The sequence below is a fragment of the Anaerocolumna sp. AGMB13025 genome (assembly GCF_029689925.1).
Lineage (GTDB): Bacteria > Bacillota > Clostridia > Lachnospirales > Lachnospiraceae > Anaerocolumna.
In genome coordinates this window covers 463,593-479,986 of sequence record NZ_CP121445.1, presented here as the reverse complement: position 1 = coordinate 479,986, position 16,394 = coordinate 463,593, and the positions used below count along the sequence as shown (strand labels likewise).

Annotated in this window: 12 protein-coding genes; all 12 read right to left on the bottom strand. The window is 39.0% G+C overall.

Features of this window, described 5'->3' with window-relative positions:
- Window positions 1–8: 8 nt before the first annotated feature.
- The 12 genes from QA584_RS01970 to QA584_RS01915 all read right to left on the bottom strand — a co-directional run bounded on the left by QA584_RS01970 (window position 9) and on the right by QA584_RS01915 (window position 16,001).
- Complete coding sequence (locus tag QA584_RS01970) at window positions 9–1,427, bottom strand: sugar transferase (RefSeq protein WP_278272846.1); 1,419 nt, start codon at window positions 1,425–1,427, stop codon at window positions 9–11.
- Window positions 1,396–2,073 (bottom strand): hypothetical protein, encoded by a 678-nt coding sequence (locus tag QA584_RS01965; protein ID WP_278272845.1) that lies wholly within the window; start codon window positions 2,071–2,073, stop codon window positions 1,396–1,398. The genes QA584_RS01970 and QA584_RS01965 overlap by 32 nt, the downstream gene beginning before the upstream one ends.
- A 513-nt stretch (window positions 2,074–2,586) precedes the next feature.
- Complete coding sequence (locus tag QA584_RS01960; protein WP_278272844.1) at window positions 2,587–4,731, bottom strand: Tex family protein; 2,145 nt, start codon at window positions 4,729–4,731, stop codon at window positions 2,587–2,589.
- 92 nt (window positions 4,732–4,823) lie between these two features.
- Window positions 4,824–5,417 (bottom strand): hypothetical protein, encoded by a 594-nt coding sequence (locus QA584_RS01955; RefSeq protein ID WP_278272843.1) that lies wholly within the window; start codon window positions 5,415–5,417, stop codon window positions 4,824–4,826.
- Between the two features lie 31 nt (window positions 5,418–5,448).
- Window positions 5,449–6,510 carry a sugar ABC transporter substrate-binding protein gene (locus QA584_RS01950; protein WP_278272842.1) on the bottom strand — a complete coding sequence of 354 codons (1,062 nt, stop codon included), beginning with the start codon at window positions 6,508–6,510 and terminating at the stop codon, window positions 5,449–5,451.
- Complete coding sequence (locus QA584_RS01945) at window positions 6,507–8,108, bottom strand: response regulator (RefSeq protein ID WP_278272841.1); 1,602 nt, start codon at window positions 8,106–8,108, stop codon at window positions 6,507–6,509. Before QA584_RS01945 ends, QA584_RS01950 begins: the two co-directional genes overlap by 4 nt.
- Window positions 8,083–9,612: a sensor histidine kinase gene (locus QA584_RS01940; RefSeq protein ID WP_278272840.1), complete on the bottom strand. Its 1,530-nt coding sequence runs from the start codon at window positions 9,610–9,612 to the stop codon at window positions 8,083–8,085. The genes QA584_RS01945 and QA584_RS01940 overlap by 26 nt, the downstream gene beginning before the upstream one ends.
- 117 nt (window positions 9,613–9,729) lie before the next feature.
- Window positions 9,730–10,746: a substrate-binding domain-containing protein gene (locus tag QA584_RS01935; protein ID WP_278272839.1), complete on the bottom strand. Its 1,017-nt coding sequence runs from the start codon at window positions 10,744–10,746 to the stop codon at window positions 9,730–9,732.
- Between the two features lie 785 nt (window positions 10,747–11,531).
- Window positions 11,532–11,873 (bottom strand): hypothetical protein, encoded by a 342-nt coding sequence (locus QA584_RS01930; RefSeq protein ID WP_278272838.1) that lies wholly within the window; start codon window positions 11,871–11,873, stop codon window positions 11,532–11,534.
- Between the two features lie 34 nt (window positions 11,874–11,907).
- Window positions 11,908–13,077, bottom strand: a complete 1,170-nt coding sequence (locus QA584_RS01925; RefSeq protein ID WP_278272837.1) for an ABC transporter permease subunit — start codon at window positions 13,075–13,077, stop codon at window positions 11,908–11,910.
- Window positions 13,074–14,630: a multiple monosaccharide ABC transporter ATP-binding protein gene (gene mmsA, locus QA584_RS01920; RefSeq protein ID WP_278272836.1), complete on the bottom strand. Its 1,557-nt coding sequence runs from the start codon at window positions 14,628–14,630 to the stop codon at window positions 13,074–13,076. Before mmsA ends, QA584_RS01925 begins: the two co-directional genes overlap by 4 nt.
- Window positions 14,631–14,783: 153 nt before the next feature.
- Complete coding sequence (locus QA584_RS01915; protein WP_278272834.1) at window positions 14,784–16,001, bottom strand: substrate-binding domain-containing protein; 1,218 nt, start codon at window positions 15,999–16,001, stop codon at window positions 14,784–14,786.
- Between the last annotated feature and the right edge of the window lie 393 nt (window positions 16,002–16,394).

Below are 16,394 nucleotides of genomic sequence, written 5' to 3'. Positions count from 1 at the left end.
CCCCAATTCTACCTTGATCCTCGGTTTATTATTACGACCCATATGGTTTTGAGCAGGATTTTTATATCCATCATAAGGGACCAGTTATCAATATAATCCAGATCCATCTTAACAACCTCTTCGAAGTTCTTGATATCACTTCTTCCGCTAACCTGCCAAAGCCCGGTAAGACCGGATTTTAGAGCTAGTCTTCTTTTATGCCTGCCTTCATATTTTAGAAATTCGTCCTCCGTAGGTGGTCTGGTGCCAACCAGACTCATGTCTCCTTTTAGGATGTTAAAAAACTGAGGAAATTCGTCCAGACTGGTTTTTCTGATAAATTTACCCACTTTGGTTATTCTGGGATCATCTTTTAGTTTAAACATGAACCCATCCATTTCATTTTGGGTCATGAGTTCTAACTTTCTCTCCTCCGCATCCAGATACATGGAACGGAATTTATAGATACGGAAACGTCTTCCATTCTTTCCAACCCGTATCTGTGAAAAGAACACCGGACCGGGGGATTCTATTAATATGGCCGGTGCTACAAATAAACCGATTATTACCGTAAGAAAACACCCCACCAGACCGCCTGTAATATCTACCAGCCTTTTTAAATGAAGCTGGGTCGCATTAAATAATTTGGAGCTGAAGGTTAAAACGTGATAGCCGCTCATTTCCTGCACAATCTTTTCACGGAGTTTAAGGCCAAAGGTGTTGATACTTAGGTTAACCGTTATTCCCATATTTTCAAATTCCAGAATGGTTTCCTCTAAATTCAGCTGAGGTACATAGTCACTGGGTATATGAATGAATATTCCGTCTAACACCTGTTGTTTGGCAATTTCATACATATCGATAAAATCTGCTTTTACCTCGATTCCTTCGATTTTTCGGCCTACCATATATTTATCCAGTATGGTAAGATACGTAACCTGGTATTCCCACTCGTTTTCACTTTGAAAGCGGCGTACTACTTCTTTGGCCTGATCGGAAGTGGTTACAATCATAATTTTATTATTGGATTTACTTTTTTTATAAACTGCTAAAAACAATACTTTATAATACAGCCTGCAGACATAGGTAATCAGTATATTAAGCAGGAAAAAGCACAGAAAGAACAACCTGGAATAGGAAGCCCCCTCCTGAAAGATAAACATGACCGCAGTGGAAGTGACTGCCAGGATGCAATTTATTTTTATTATAATGGTGAACTCTTCTAAAAAACCCCGTTTGAACAGGTTACTGTAAGTATCATACAGATTAAATATGGTAATATATAACATGAGCACAAACAAGGAGGACCAGGTGTATATGTTCTCTGACCAGTCTTTTGTAATTTTCCCGTAGCGGATCCAGGTCGCTAACAGAAAGGATGCTATGATGCAGCATAAATCCACCAGCAATATGTATTTATTGAACAAATCCTTCTTCTTTAAATCCATCGTATCTCACGTCCTTTATAAATAATTGATTTTTCCTTGCTATGATAATACATAGAACAAGTAATATCATTATTACTGCCAGCGTAATAAACAGTGCCTTAAAATGTATTTGTGCAGTTTCTACAGTCGTTGTATTCAGGTATAAGTAATTTCCAGCTTTATCGGTTATACGTGTTATGTTTCCCCCGATATCACAGGTCAGGCTAAGTCCGCAGATATTGTAGATTTCCTTAGATAAGTTAATGGCCAGTTCTCTGCCGTCTACTGACATTTTGTTAAAATCACTTTCCTGCTCTATGTTAATAATGGCTTTTAACTCCATTATTTTATTTAAAGCTTCATAAGCTTTCGAGGTTGTAAGGGCAACACCCTGTTTTTCTAAATGATCATAAAGACTTTTAGTATAGATATTATAGTCACCGGCAAGCCCCGTCTCATTTTGGGTATTTCCATTGATATTGAGAAGATTTAAGATAACTTTTTCCGCTTCATTTAATTCCCTATCCTTACTTAAGCTAAGATTACCGGACACTACCGGTATACTGCCTTCCTCTTTCGTATTTAAGCTTCCTGCTGCCGCCTCAGTACATAGGATTAAAACAAGTGCGAGCATGGTAATAAACGGAAGCATAATACGTTTACTCATGAAATTACCCCCTTATGTCAAAAGTATCTTTATATAGCTCAAAGGTTCTTGGTTTATGGTACTGCTGAATCAAAGGATAAAAATTCAACCCAGCTTTCAATTTATTCTTCTTTGAATAATAAGCATTGGGTTACAGATTTATTTTTATTCACTTAACAACATTTATTTACAGTAAATATTTACCAAGTATCTAAGATTATAAAGCACTTAATACTAATTAACAAGATAAAATTTGTAAAATTCCCATCTTTTCATCGCATAAAAACGCTTAATTAATCAGGACAATTTATGATTTTACAGCATAGTATCTCCTCATCTATTATTCTGTCCAATTCGTTTTTGACAGACAAAAATCCCCATGAATCAATTTCTGATCCATGGGGATTTTATTATATTTATTTATTTGTATTAATATTTATATAATATCGCAGAGGATTATGCTCTGGTAAAGAGTAATGATTAAATCCAGTGCAGACTTAGACTTACTTCGACCTATGAGAGAATCTCTCCGGTTTAAATAATCATAGTCAGCTGTATCCGTTTTTTAGAGACATCCACACTCATAACCTTAACTTCAACAATATCACCAACACTGACAACTTCAAGGGGATGCTTGATAAATTTCTTATTGGTAAGCTGCGATATGTGAACCAGACCATCCTGATGAACACCGATATCAACAAACGCACCAAAGTCAATTACGTTGCGGACTGTTCCCTTTAAGATCATACCTTCCGTTAAGTCCTTCATCTCTAATACATCGGTACGTAAAATCGGTTTTGGCATCTCATCACGAGGGTCCCTGCCCGGTTTTTCCAGTTCCTTGATAATGTCTGTCAAAGTAATCTCACCGATTCCCAGTTCCTTTGAAAGGGCTGCCCGGTCTTTTACCTGCTTTCCGAGTTCTGTCAAGCTGCCGGCTTTGATATCCTCTGTGGTATAAGACAGCTTTTTAAGGAGACTTAAGGCTGCTTCATAGGATTCCGGATGCACACTGGTTCCATCCAGTGGATTTTTTCCATCTAAAATTCTCATAAAACCAGCACACTGTTCAAAGGCCTTGGGTCCTAATTTGGCTACCTTAAGGAGCTGTTTACGGTCGGTAAATTTTCCGTTTTCTTCTCGATACGTTACTATATTTTTCGCGATCACCTTTGTAATGCCTGAAATGTATTCCAGTAAAGAGGCAGAAGCCGTATTTAAATCCACCCCCACTTTATTCACACAGTCTTCCACTACTCCGGTTAAAGCCTCTGATAATTTCTTCTGATTCATATCATGCTGGTACTGACCTACACCTATGGATTTAGGATCAATTTTAACCAGTTCCGCCAACGGATCCTGAAGTCTTCTGGCAATGGAGGCTGCACTTCTTTGTCCTACATCAAAGTTTGGGAATTCCTCTGTGGCTAACTTACTGGCAGAATATACGGAAGCCCCTGCTTCATTTACGATAATATATTGTACATTACCATGAAGTTCTTTTAACATATCTACAATTATCATTTCCGATTCCCTGGAGGCTGTACCGTTTCCTACAGAAATTAAGGTAATGCCGTACTTTTTAATGAGGGCGGTGACTGTCTTTTTTGCTTCCTCCACCTTATTCTGAGGTGCGGTAGGATAAATAACTACCGTATCCAGAACTTTTCCGGTTCCGTCAACTACTGCTAATTTACAGCCTGTACGAAAAGCCGGATCCCAGCCTAAGACTACCTGTCCTACGATTGGAGGCTGCATAAGCAGCTGTTCTAAGTTCTTGCCAAAGACCTTAATTGCACTGTCTTCTGCCTTTTCTGTCAGATCACTTCTTAACTCCCGCTCGATAGCAGGGGCTATCAGACGTTTATAGCTATCTTCTATTACCGTTTTTAAGACCTTTGTTGTTTCTTTATTATCTCTGGTTATAATCTTGGTTTCCAGGTACCGTAAGATTTTCTCTTCTGGTGCCGTAAGCTTAACGGTTAGGACCTTCTCATTCTCACCCCTGTTTAAGGCGAGTACCCTGTGACCTGCCAGCTTGGTAAGTTTTTCTTCGAAGTTATAATACATCTCGTAAACACTCTCAAGATTCTCATCCTTGGCAGTACTGGTAATGCTGCCTTCCTGGAAGGTAACCTTACGGATATGGATACGGTAATCTGCTTCATCGGAAATGCTTTCCGCTATGATATCCATAGCACCTGCTATAGCCTCTTCCACCGTATTGACATCCTTTTCGGCATCCAGATAATTCGCGGCTTCCTGCTCCAGTGGATTGCCTGTCATCTGTAACAGTATGATATTGGCTAAGGGTTCTAAGCCCTTTTCCTTTGCAATGGTTGCCCTGGTTCTTCTCTTTGGACGGTAAGGGCGGTAAAGGTCTTCTACTACCACTAACGTAGTGGCTGCCGTTATCTGCTGCCTTAATTCTTCTGTTAACTTTCCCTGTTCCTCTATACTGGATAAGACACTGGCTTTTTTCTCTTCCAGATTCCGAAGATATAATAGCCGTTCGTGAAGATTTCTTAAAATCTCGTCATTTAAGGAGCCGGTTACTTCCTTCCGGTATCTGGCGATAAACGGTATCGTATTACCTTCATCAATTAATTTTACGGTCGCTTCCACCTGTTCTATTCTGATGTCAAGTTCGTCCCTTAGTTGTTTAATGATATCCATGTTTTCTCCTTTAGCTGCATTTCATATTCTTTCCTGTAAACTAACTAACATCATATCATCCAACTCCAGTAAAATCAAGACTCTTCTAATCCTTATCCATTATATCTTACTTCTATTTCCCTGATTACATTGCTTATATCCCTCCGGCTGTTTATCCGGATACGGCGAAAATAAGAATCATTGTAAAGCTGAATGGCATAAAACTCACCTAATGCCTCCCGTTGGCCATGGACCTCGTAAAACTGATCGTTCATTTCCTCTGCCTGTCGGTTTGCATCTCCAATATAAAGGAACAGATTGTCCTTTAAAAACGCTGTTAACTTGTCAAGCTGGTTTGCAGAAACTGCAAAGCCAAGCTGGTATACATTAACCTTTTCCGTGCTTTGCAGACGAATCCCCAGTATCTTTTTATCTGAGTCTTTCTTATTTACCACTACCCGGTAGGCCACCGCCTGTTGATCCAGTACCCCTTTTAACTCAGTAATCCGCTCCTCTAAGACAGCCCCATCTTTTTCATAAGAAAATTCTGTATCTGCCACCATAAGAAGACTCTGATTTGCTGCAATCGTCTGAATTACTTCTATCAAAAATGGAACCGGTTCTTTTATTTTATTATAATCAATAAAATACTGACTTAATCCCTCTATCTCCTTATGTTCTATTCGAATCTTTTTTCCTCGAAACATTTGATAAGCCCTTCCTCTCTACCGTATTTCCTTATTTCATATTCAAGTAAACATCCTCTCTCGTATGAAAACCACTGTCTATAATAACCTTATCAATATTGGAGGCTGTAACCGGAATGGTATCTAACTTATAATAAGGAATATCGTATGCACCATCATTAATCGTATTGTCTACATAATACGTAAAATTCTGGGTTTTATCCGTTATATCCTCTCCTTTTCCTAAGGCTACTGCCAAATAGGCGGCGGCTTTCGCTAAATCCTCTACCTGCTTAAAAACCGTCATGGTCTGGGTTCCTTCCACAATGCGCTGGCAGGCAGATAAATCTGCATCCTGCCCTACTATAAATACCTTTCCTGCCAGCCGGTTTTCCGATAGCGTAAGGAAGACTTCACTGGCTAAATCATCGTTTCCGCACATGATGCCTTTTACATTTGGAAATTCTTTTAAGGCTTCCGCTACATACTTTGCAGCTAATTCGGCACTCCAATTATCACAGGAATTTTTGTATACCACATTTAAATTACTTTTGTTTATTAGGTCCAAAAATCCTTTATTTATCATATCCACATTGTTGTCACTGGCAGGACCGCTGATGATATAGATATCACCACCTTCTGGTATGGAGGTAATTAAGGAATTTGCCATCTCACTTCCTACCTGCTCGTTATCAAAGGATATATATAAATCTGCATTGGCATTTTTTATTAAACGGTCATAGGATATTACTTTAATACCTGCGTCTTTCGCTTCCTTTACAATATCGGTGAGGGCAGCTGAGTCCGTTGCAACGATTACGATTACGTCCATTTTCTTTTTAATAAAATATTTAATTTGGGAAATCTGGGTATCCACATCTCCATTGGCCACCTGAACGTTAACCTCCGCTCCTAAATCCTGAGCAGTCATAACAAAAGCATCCCGGTCCCTTATCCACCGTTCAATAACAAAGGAATCAAAACTAATGCCAATCTGCGGGGTATCTTCTTTTTTTATATTGTTATTTTCATTCTGATCCTTCCTGCTGCACCCGGTAACCATTACTATGCTAACCAAAAGAGCTAGCATACCGTATAGGATTTTCTTATTCATATTCTTCGTTTCTCCCTATAATCACTTGGCGTGATATTTTCAATTTTTTTAAATATCCTGCTGAAATAATTGGGGTCACTGTAACCGGACATGGTACAAATCTCTTTAATGCTTAGGGCAGGATCCTCCAGTAGTTCCTTGGCTTTATTTATTCGTATGCCCGTAAGATAGTCTATAAAATTAACACCGGTTTCTTCTTTAAATCGTTTGCTGAAATAGTATGGATTTATGTTAACTTCTCTGGATACATCATCCAGAGATATGTCTTTTCTGTAATTCTCCTCTATATAACGAATTGCTTTGGACACGATATTTTCCGATTGTGCCTTCTTTCGGTTGGCCATATGTTTTGTAATATCCGTTATCTTTTTCAACCACCAGCTTCTTATTTCATCATAATTATTGCTGTTTTGCACCTCAGATAAATAGTCCTTGCGGTAGAGAAAACCATAATTAAGGCCTCCGTTTAAGAAAGCATCCATTTCCGCCCGCATAATAAGCTCTAACACTTTAAGACGAATACTGTCCATATACTCAGAATAATTATTTACCATCCAGTCAAAGAATATGGAGGCCTGCTCCCTGACAGCTTCGATGTCACCTTTAATGACCCATTGGAAGATAAGCTGTTCATTATCAATAGGATATTCTCCTTCGTATTCCCCTCGCAGAGGCATATCTCCTACATGGACAACCCTGCCTTCTCCCTCCTGTATGGCCCTGAAAGCTTCCTGATAGGATTCGTTTAACTCATCAATCCGGCAGGTGCGGCCGATACCGATACGGAATTTAGCATCAATCCTGGCTTCCAGGGAATGTAGTAGGTTCCTGGCCTGACCTATGATTTTAATTCGTTCTTCATATTCCATGCCATCTGTTTGATCCGGTACCATAACAATTACTTTATTGGCCATAACCGCACCGATAATGCAGTTAAAATGTTCTTTTACAATATCTCTTAGTTCCGGATAAAACTTCTGGGAACGCATACTCATTCCCACCGGATTGGTCAGTACACCGTTTTCATAGCTTTCACCAAATTGTATGAGGATAACATAAGCTGTCTCTTCCTCAATATCTAGAAGTTCCTTATAGTTGTAGTAAGTACTTTCAGCGCCTCCGGTCTGAAGCATAAGATAATTAATAAAGCCGCTTTCCATAATAGGAACCACCGTATCTAGTTTTTCACGGATCCTAAGGTTTGCCATCTGATTGTTCTTTTCTACATCTACCTGTGCCATGGCGCGTTTTATGACCCTTAGGAAATTATCTTTATTCACCGGCTTGGTTAAAAAGTCAAATACACCGATTTCTATGGCTTCCTTAGCATAATCGAATTTGCTGTAAGCTGTTATTACAATAAATAGTACGGTCTTATTCTCCATTCTTATGGCCTGCATGGCTTCAATACCATTCATCCCCGGCATCTGTATATCCATAAAAATGATATCGGGTCTTAGGCTTTGAGCCATATCCACCACTGCCCTTCCGGTTTTTGCCGTGTAAACCTCACACTCTCCTCCCAGATTCTTTTGAATCATGGTCTGCAGAGAATACAACATGATGCCTTCATCATCCGCTATAAGTATTCGATACATGATTGGCTCCTTTCCGTTTTTCACTGGCAAGTTTCGGAATGACAATCCTTACTTCCGTTCCCTTGTCGGTTCCATCACAATGAAGGGTCAGTAGATTTTCCTGTCCGTAATAAAGCTGCAGCCTGCTGATTACATTATGCAGACCGATACCGGTAGAGTTGTCATCTTCTACCGTATTGTAGTTGCCGGATAATACCTCTTTTATTTTTTCCTCTGACATTCCGACTCCATTGTCCTTTACTATAATAAGCAGATATTCCTCATACTGATCCACTTTAAGCAGAATCTCCCCATCTCTGTCAATATCTGCAATGCCGTGTTTCACTGCATTTTCAACGATAGGCTGTAAGATCATACTTGGTACCCAGACTTCTCCTATATCTTCCGGAATCTCTTTTCTAAAGAGAATATCACCGGTTAAACGTACATTTAATATATAAATATAATTATCTACCGATTCGATTTCTTCTAGTAAAGTGGTATCCTGTTCCATCTTCTTTACATTGTAACGAAAGAAATCCGCCATTTTTTCCACGAACAGAGAAGTCTGCTCCGCATCCTCCATCATAGCTAACTGGGCACCCGCATTTAAAGAGTTGAATAAAAAGTGAGGATTAATCTGTGCTTGAAGATATTTTAACTGGGCATCTTTTAGATGATTTTCCATCATCAGCTGCTGCTCGATTAAATTCTGTTCATTTTCCATATCTTTTCTGATCTGTTCAATATAGCTCTTAATATTTTGAAGCATGGTATTAAAAGTACTTGCCAGTATACCCACTTCGTCCTTTGATTTTGGCTTTATAAAATCCGTATCAAAATTACCGTTGGCCACCTCATTGGCATTATGTGCTAACTGTACCAGCGGTCCGATCATATTCCGCAATATAAACAGCAGCAGGAATAAACTGACGATTACTACTGAGATTATAATTGCCAGACTGATGACTTCTGTGTACCTTAAGGATACTAACAGTAATTGATAGTTCTGTGAATTCTGTCTTAACTGTTCCGCGTTCAGGTTGCTGATATAGGAGTTGATATATTGATTTAAGAGTTTGGTCTCTTCATAAGAGGTTTTGTATTTTTCAACATTCCTTCCTCTCTTTTCTTTCACGGTCTCATCGGTCAAAGCGAGATAGGTATCCGACATATTTTTAATATTCTTCTCAAGCATGAGCATATCATCGCTTGTTATCTTATCATTCAGATTTTCCATGAGATTCCTAAAGTCCTGCTCACTTTTATAATAATTAACCAGGGAATTGGAACTTTTGGTGTTTAGGTATTCATAGACATTAGCCTGTACCTCTTTAAGCTTTTCCGCCAGTATATTGGAAGTCACGTTGGAGGCATAGACGGTATTTACCTTTTGCAGGGACTTATTCAAATAGGCGTTCACGCTCAAATTGGTAATAAATAAAATACCCGTTAATAAAAAGAATATGGAAATCAACTTGGCGCTGATGGAACGGCTGAATTTTTGAATTAAGTATTTAATCATAGTAACTCCCATCTGTGTACTTTTGAACATATGCATGTTTTTTCAACCTAACCTCCAGCTGCCGCAGAGCGGCAATCAAATCTGAGTAAAAAACATTTACTGCCTGATAAATAACCTTCATTCCTTAACATTGTCTAAAGCATCGTCTTCATAGGTTTGTACATTTTTCTTATTAATAATATGCAGATCCACATTATAGTAGTTATTCACATATCCCATTTCCTGATATTCCTGAAGAGCCTGTACACTTTGTTTTCCCAACTGCACCGTATCCATGGCAACGGTAACCGCAGCCAGGTTCTTGCTGATTGCTTCTAGGATTGCTTCTGAAGAATATGATCCTATTATGGTAACCTTACCTACTTTATTATAGTCAACAATTGCCTGGCAGGCACATTCTGTATCCACTTCCTCCATACAGACAAGGATGTCCGGAAGATCCTCCTGTGCTATAAATATATCACGGATTGCTTCCTCTGAATCAAATTCATTGTCTGCGGAAATGGAGTAAGGAGCTATGTTCACTCTGTTCTCTCCCAGCTTATCATTCAGGTTTTTCTTGATCTGGTTAAAGACCAGGTCATTGGTAGAGTTGGATTCGGAGGAATGAAACAGAATGGATATGTTCTTGGTGTCCTTATTGATCTGGTCCAGAATCTGTTCTCCGTAAACCAAGCCCAATTCGTAGGAATTTATTCCAACAAAGCTGGCCCGCTTTGTATTGATATCATCATTTAAGATTGTAATTACCGGTATTCCTTTTCTTACGGCCTCATTGATTAATTCCGTCACCTCTTCCGACCCATCGGGACATACGATAATACCGTCTGCTTTTGAGGCAATGCTTATTCTCAGATAATCTGCTATGCTGTATTTTTCCGACAGCTTACTGCCGACTTGTTCTAAATATATATTATTGGCTTCTGCCTCTTCTTTAGCACTTTTATAAACAGACTGCCAGAAGGTGGTGGTGATGTCTTTTGATATCATGACATAGTGTTTTTTATATTCCCTGGCCTGGGTCTGATTTTTGCCATCGATTACGTTGATACTATATTGTTCAAACAGGAAGATCATAACGGCTACGAGGATTACCGTTATGAGGATTCCAATTATATAAGGCTTCTTTTTCAATTTATTCTACCTTCCTGAAAAGTAATTACCTTTTAAGGTATTTTTAAATTTTTAATTCGGGGGGGGGGTGGCTTCGCAGTTGAGGGTTGTGGTACTTGATAAAATCAGCTTTAAGGTTTTTGAGGAAAGCATTGATTAGGATATCGGTTCTAAGCTTAGTATTCGGGGTCTGAATTCACTAATGTCTTTTTTATGTGGTAAAGCGAGAGTGAAACGGCACAAACTCCTCGCTGTCCGCTCGTCAGACAATGTGCCGTTTCACTCTGAACCACATAAAAAAGGCATAAGTGAATTGGCAGACTCCGAATGAAGCGCTTAGGGCCGATATCATAATCATGCTTTCCAGGCTGGTTTTCGAGCTGATTTTATCAAGTTCTTTGAGTTTACTGGGCTGCGAAGCTTTATTTCTTTTTTTAGATTTATATGTTTATTATATCATTATTTATTTGTAATTACAAAAAAACGATGCAACATTATTCAATTTATTATTGTTGCACCGTTTTTTTATTTTATCCTGTTCTTCTTCCATTATCAGGTTTTCCACTTCAGGGATTCCTGATTTTCAGATTATTATGGTTGTTTCGTGAATTGTTTGATGGGCATTTTCAAGTTTTCTTTTTCATAGCGGCATAGATTTTCTATACGAATATCACCGCTTTGAGAGTTTTCCTGAATTTGATTATTTTTTTCCGGTTTATTTAATCGGTATCAGTGTGATTATTGATTGGAAATCGGAATCCCAAGGTCTTTCCAGGTATCCCAGTGATATCTGCATAAACGCGGTCTTAATAATTTTTCGTTTCTTCCTGGATATTTTCAGGGACTGTTTCGTGGAGTTCTTCCATGGTATCCCCTTGTATTTCTGCAGTAGATGCATTTTTTCTTAATTTTGTAGCATACCATACAATCCAGGCTGCACCGATAGCAAATACGGAAGTAAATAAGATTGCAACTGGATAGGACAGGGTATCATCTCCGGTCAGGCGGTTATTAAGGATTGAGTAACCCATATATCCGATATAGATGGCTACCAGGTAATATAATATGGCTTTGCTGCCATCCCCCGGTCTGCTGTATTCTTTCTTTTCCTTACTGGTTTCCCTGTTAAATATGTTATTCCATTTCATTCTTATAGACCTCCTGTCTGTAAACTGCGGCGGCTTATGCCTTACTCATGTTCTTGTTGTTAAATTTAATATCAAAGATTACGGCAAACAATAGTACTCCGCCTTTTACAACATACTGCCAGTTAGAGTTCAGTCCGTAGATAGACATACCCTGATTGATGATACCCATTAGGATTGCACCGATTACGGCACCACCTACGGTACCGGATCCACCATAAGCTGAGGCACCGCCGATAAAGCAGGAACCGATGGCATCCATTTCATACTGGTTACCACTGTCACCGTTAACGGATCCGATACGGGCTGCACTTAAAAGACCGCAAAGTCCTGCAAGAAGTGCTACCTGTGTGTATGCTACGAAGAATATTTTATTGGTATTGATACCGGATAATTTTGTTGCTTTTTCGTTACCGCCGATGGCGTAAAAATAACGTCCGAATACGGATTTATTGGTAATGTAAGCATAGATAAATACCACTACCAAAACCCATAATAACATTACGGAGATACCTTTATAATTGGATAATTTCCAGCTATAAACCAGGATACATAAACTGATAATAGCTACTTTGGTATAGCAGACTATGGGGTTTTCAACCTTATAGCCCTTTCTCTTTTTCGTACTGTTATTGATTATGGTAAATACTACATAACCTACTACCGCTATAATACCAATTATTATTGCTGAATACTTTATCTTGCCGGAATCCAGTCCCGGAATATTAAGATAAGCGGTAAAGGTATCTAAGAACTGCTGGTTTTTAATGGGTATGGTCTTACTGTCAAGTACAACACGACCGATACCACGGAAGATGAACATACCGGCTAAGGTAGTAATAAAGGGTGGGATTCTGGAATATCCAACCCAGTAGCCCTGCCATACACCAATAAGCAGTGCCAGTCCCAAGCCTAATATAATAACCAAAAAGGCACTCAAATCAGATATAGAGAGTATCTTTGCGGCAAATGCACCAACCAGACATACAATAGCACCCACGGATAAGTCGATGTTACCGCCGGTAAGGATACACAGTAACATACCACAGGCAAGAATAACTACATATGCATTTTGAAGGAGCAGATTGGAGAGATTCTGGGCGTACACCATTTTACCTCCGGTTATCATATTGAATAAAAGAAACACGATAACCAAAACGATAACCATGGTATATTTAACGAGAAAATTTTTAGCTTTTACATTCATACGGCTTCAACCTCCTGATTCTTTTTATCATTTAACAGTATGCAGGACATAATTCGTTCCTGAGTGGCTTCACCGGCTGATAACTCTCCGACTATACTGCCTTCATTCATAATATATATACGGTCACACATACCAAGCAGTTCCGGCAATTCGGAGGAGATCATAACAACACTTTTTCCGTCTTTTACTAATTGGTTCATAATACCGTAGATTTCATATTTTGCGCCAACATCGATACCTCTTGTTGGTTCATCCAACATTAATATTTCCGGGTCGGCAAACATCCATTTTGCCAGCAGTACCTTTTGCTGGTTTCCTCCGGAGAGATTGCCAACACGCTGCTCTATACTGCTGCACTTAACATTAAGCTTTTCTTTATATTCATCTGCAACCATGCGTTCCTTATCATAATCAAAGGCTCCATGCCTGCTTACTTTGGAGGTCTTAGCCAGAGTTGTATTTACTCTGATTGGCTGGGCAAGTATGAGACCGTTTCCCTTACGGTCTTCGGTTACATAAGCGATACCTGCTTCAATGGCCTCCTTGGTATTATTAAGTGATGTCTCTTTTCCTTTGACAATTAAAGTTCCAGATATCTTCTGTCCGTAACTTTTACCGAAGATACTCATAGCAAGTTCCGTACGTCCTGCGCCTTGTAGACCGGCAAAACCAACGATTTCCCCTTTGTTTACATGGAAATTAATCTGCTTGCATATTACTTTTTCTTCATATACCGGGTGATATACAGTCCAATTCTTAACTTCCAGACCAACTTCCTTACTTACCTTACGTTCTCTGCTCGGGAAACGGTCCTTCATCTCACGGCCTACCATTCCTTTTATAATGCGGCTCTCATCAATATTATGGGCGGCATTGCTAATGGTTTCAATAGAGGAGCCATCACGGATAACTGTAATATTATCCGATACATAAGCTACTTCATTCAATTTATGGGATATGATAATAGAAGTCATGCCCTGCTTTTTAAACTCTAATAATAAGTCAAGCAGCATCTTCGTATCTTCCTCATTCAGGGAAGAGGTAGGCTCATCCAGTATTAATAATTTTACGTTTTTTGAAAGTGCTTTTGCGATTTCGATTAACTGCTGCTTCCCTGTTCCGATATCTTTAATTAGTGTTTCCGGAGAATCTTTAAGGCCAACCTGGCGCATATGTTTCTCGGCCTGATGGAAGGTTTCATCCCAGTTAATCCCCCAACGGCTTTTTCTTTCATTTCCTAAAAACATATTTTCTGCAATACTTAAAGACGGTATTAACGCTAATTCCTGATGAATAATTACGATACCCTTCTCTTCACTGTCCCGTAAGGTGTTAAACTTACATTCCTGGTTATTATAGATAATATCACCAGAATAGGATCCAAAAGGATAAACACCGCTTAAAATATTCATAAGCGTGGATTTACCTGCCCCGTTCTCCCCTACCAGGGCATGGATTTCTCCTCGCTCTACCTTTAAATTAACATTATTTAAAGCTTTCACTCCGGGGAACTCTTTCACGATATTCCTCATTTCGAGAATATATTCTGCCAAATTAGAATCCTCCTTTTTTTCCGCATGTCCATATACTATAATATGGGCGAGAGAATCTCCCGCCCATAACATTTCATATAAAGCAGCGATTACTTAAATATCCATGATACCGGAATACGAAACTTTTTAAAATCCGGTCATTAATTTATCAATTTATTGAGCTGCTACTAAATATCCATCATCACCGAGTTTATAATATCCGGTATCTACAAGTTTTTCTTTGTAATTATCTTTTGTAACAACATCCGGTACTAAAAGGTAAGAAGGAATTTTGCCGGTACCGTTATCATAAGATTCTGTATCATAAGTAGCTGCACAATCAAATTTGTCTGTTAAGGATGCGTCCGGTTTGTTGCCTGCAAGGATTTCCTGTGCAAGTGCAACAGTAACAACGGCTTCATTAGCTACGGCTTTATAAACGGTCATGGACTGTTTACCGTCTAATAAGTTCTTTAAGTTAGCAACATCGCCGTCCTGTCCGGTAATGATTGGAGTGTTGCTTCCAGCATAATCGGATTCGATAGCCTGAGTAACACCAAGGGCAGTGGAGTCATTTGAACATAAAGCTACATCAAGCTGTGTTCCGTCTGCATAATAAGAAGCTAAGATATTTTGCATACGGTCAAGAGCAGTTGCGGTATCCCAAGCTGCAGTTGCAACTTCTTCAAATTTTGTCTGACCGGATGGAACTTTTAATGTACCTTTGTCAATGTAAGGTTTTAACACATCCATAGCGCCGTTATAGAAATAGGTTGCATTGTTATCAGCGGGATCACCTGCTGTAACTTCAAGATTAAAGGTTTTATCTCCAGCATTATCAAGATCTAATGTATCTACAATATACTGTCCCTGTAATTTACCTACTGTATAGTTATCAAAGGATACATAATAGGAAATTGCATCTGTGTTCATGATCAGACGGTCATAGGAGATAACCGGAATGTTCTGTGCCTTGGCATCTTGTAATACGGTTGATAACGTATCACCATCAATCGCTGCAATAACTAACAGATTAACACCGTCTGCAATTAAGTTCTGGATGTCATTTACCTGTTGGTCACTCTTATTGTCAGAATAGGTTAATTCAGCTTCATAACCTAAAGACTGGAATTGCTGTTGAAGATAAGAACCATCTCTGTTCCAACGTTCCAAAGATTTTGTCGGCATAGAAATACCAACTTTGAATGTCTTGTCGGTAGTAGCCGGCGGTGCTGTTTCTGTGGTGCTGTCAGTAGCAGGGGCTTCGGTTGCTGCCGGTGTATCCTTAGTGGCATCTCCACCTGATGTTGATACATCTTTGTTTGAGCTGCATCCAACTAATGATATCAGCATCACAATTGTTAATACTAATCCCAATACTTTCTTTCTCATAAAATACCCTCCTGGTTTATTTGATAAATAAACTATAACACAGGTGTTTTAGCACTTGCTTTATATATGTCTGGGAATTATTGTTTACCAGGATTAATTTAAAACTGTTTATAGCATATTATTGGTACAAAAAATAGGACAAAACAAAATAATACTGTTCTAAACTCTCCTATGCCTCTATCATAGTTTATTGTTTTACAAATAACTGGACCGCGATAACAGGATAAAGTAATCGGTCTGGTTAATTTGAAAGGGATGTACCAGGTAACTGGCCGGTCACTTTACAAAAGGGAGAACCCCTGTATTGTTCACGATTATTAACTTATGCCTTTAAAAACCAGGGAAAAGCTTTTATACTAATTGACAGCATCAGACCCCGGACAGTATAATCTT

Bases quoted from the DNA above. Each gene is read 5' to 3' on its own strand.
- QA584_RS01965 (WP_278272845.1), bottom strand. From the start codon at position 2,073: ATGAGTAAACGTATTATGCTTCCGTTTATTACCATGCTCGCACTTGTT.
- QA584_RS01930 (WP_278272838.1), bottom strand. From the start codon at position 11,873: ATGAAATGGAATAACATATTTAACAGGGAAACCAGTAAGGAAAAGAAA.
- QA584_RS01955 (WP_278272843.1), bottom strand. From the start codon at position 5,417: ATGTTTCGAGGAAAAAAGATTCGAATAGAACATAAGGAGATAGAGGGA.
- QA584_RS01960 (WP_278272844.1), bottom strand. From the start codon at position 4,731: ATGGATATCATTAAACAACTAAGGGACGAACTTGACATCAGAATAGAA.
- QA584_RS01915 (WP_278272834.1), bottom strand. From the start codon at position 16,001: ATGAGAAAGAAAGTATTGGGATTAGTATTAACAATTGTGATGCTGATA.
- QA584_RS01940 (WP_278272840.1), bottom strand. From the start codon at position 9,612: ATGATTAAATACTTAATTCAAAAATTCAGCCGTTCCATCAGCGCCAAG.
- QA584_RS01945 (WP_278272841.1), bottom strand. From the start codon at position 8,108: ATGTATCGAATACTTATAGCGGATGATGAAGGCATCATGTTGTATTCT.
- QA584_RS01925 (WP_278272837.1), bottom strand. From the start codon at position 13,077: ATGAATGTAAAAGCTAAAAATTTTCTCGTTAAATATACCATGGTTATC.
- QA584_RS01950 (WP_278272842.1), bottom strand. From the start codon at position 6,510: ATGAATAAGAAAATCCTATACGGTATGCTAGCTCTTTTGGTTAGCATA.
- QA584_RS01970 (WP_278272846.1), bottom strand. From the start codon at position 1,427: ATGGATTTAAAGAAGAAGGATTTGTTCAATAAATACATATTGCTGGTG.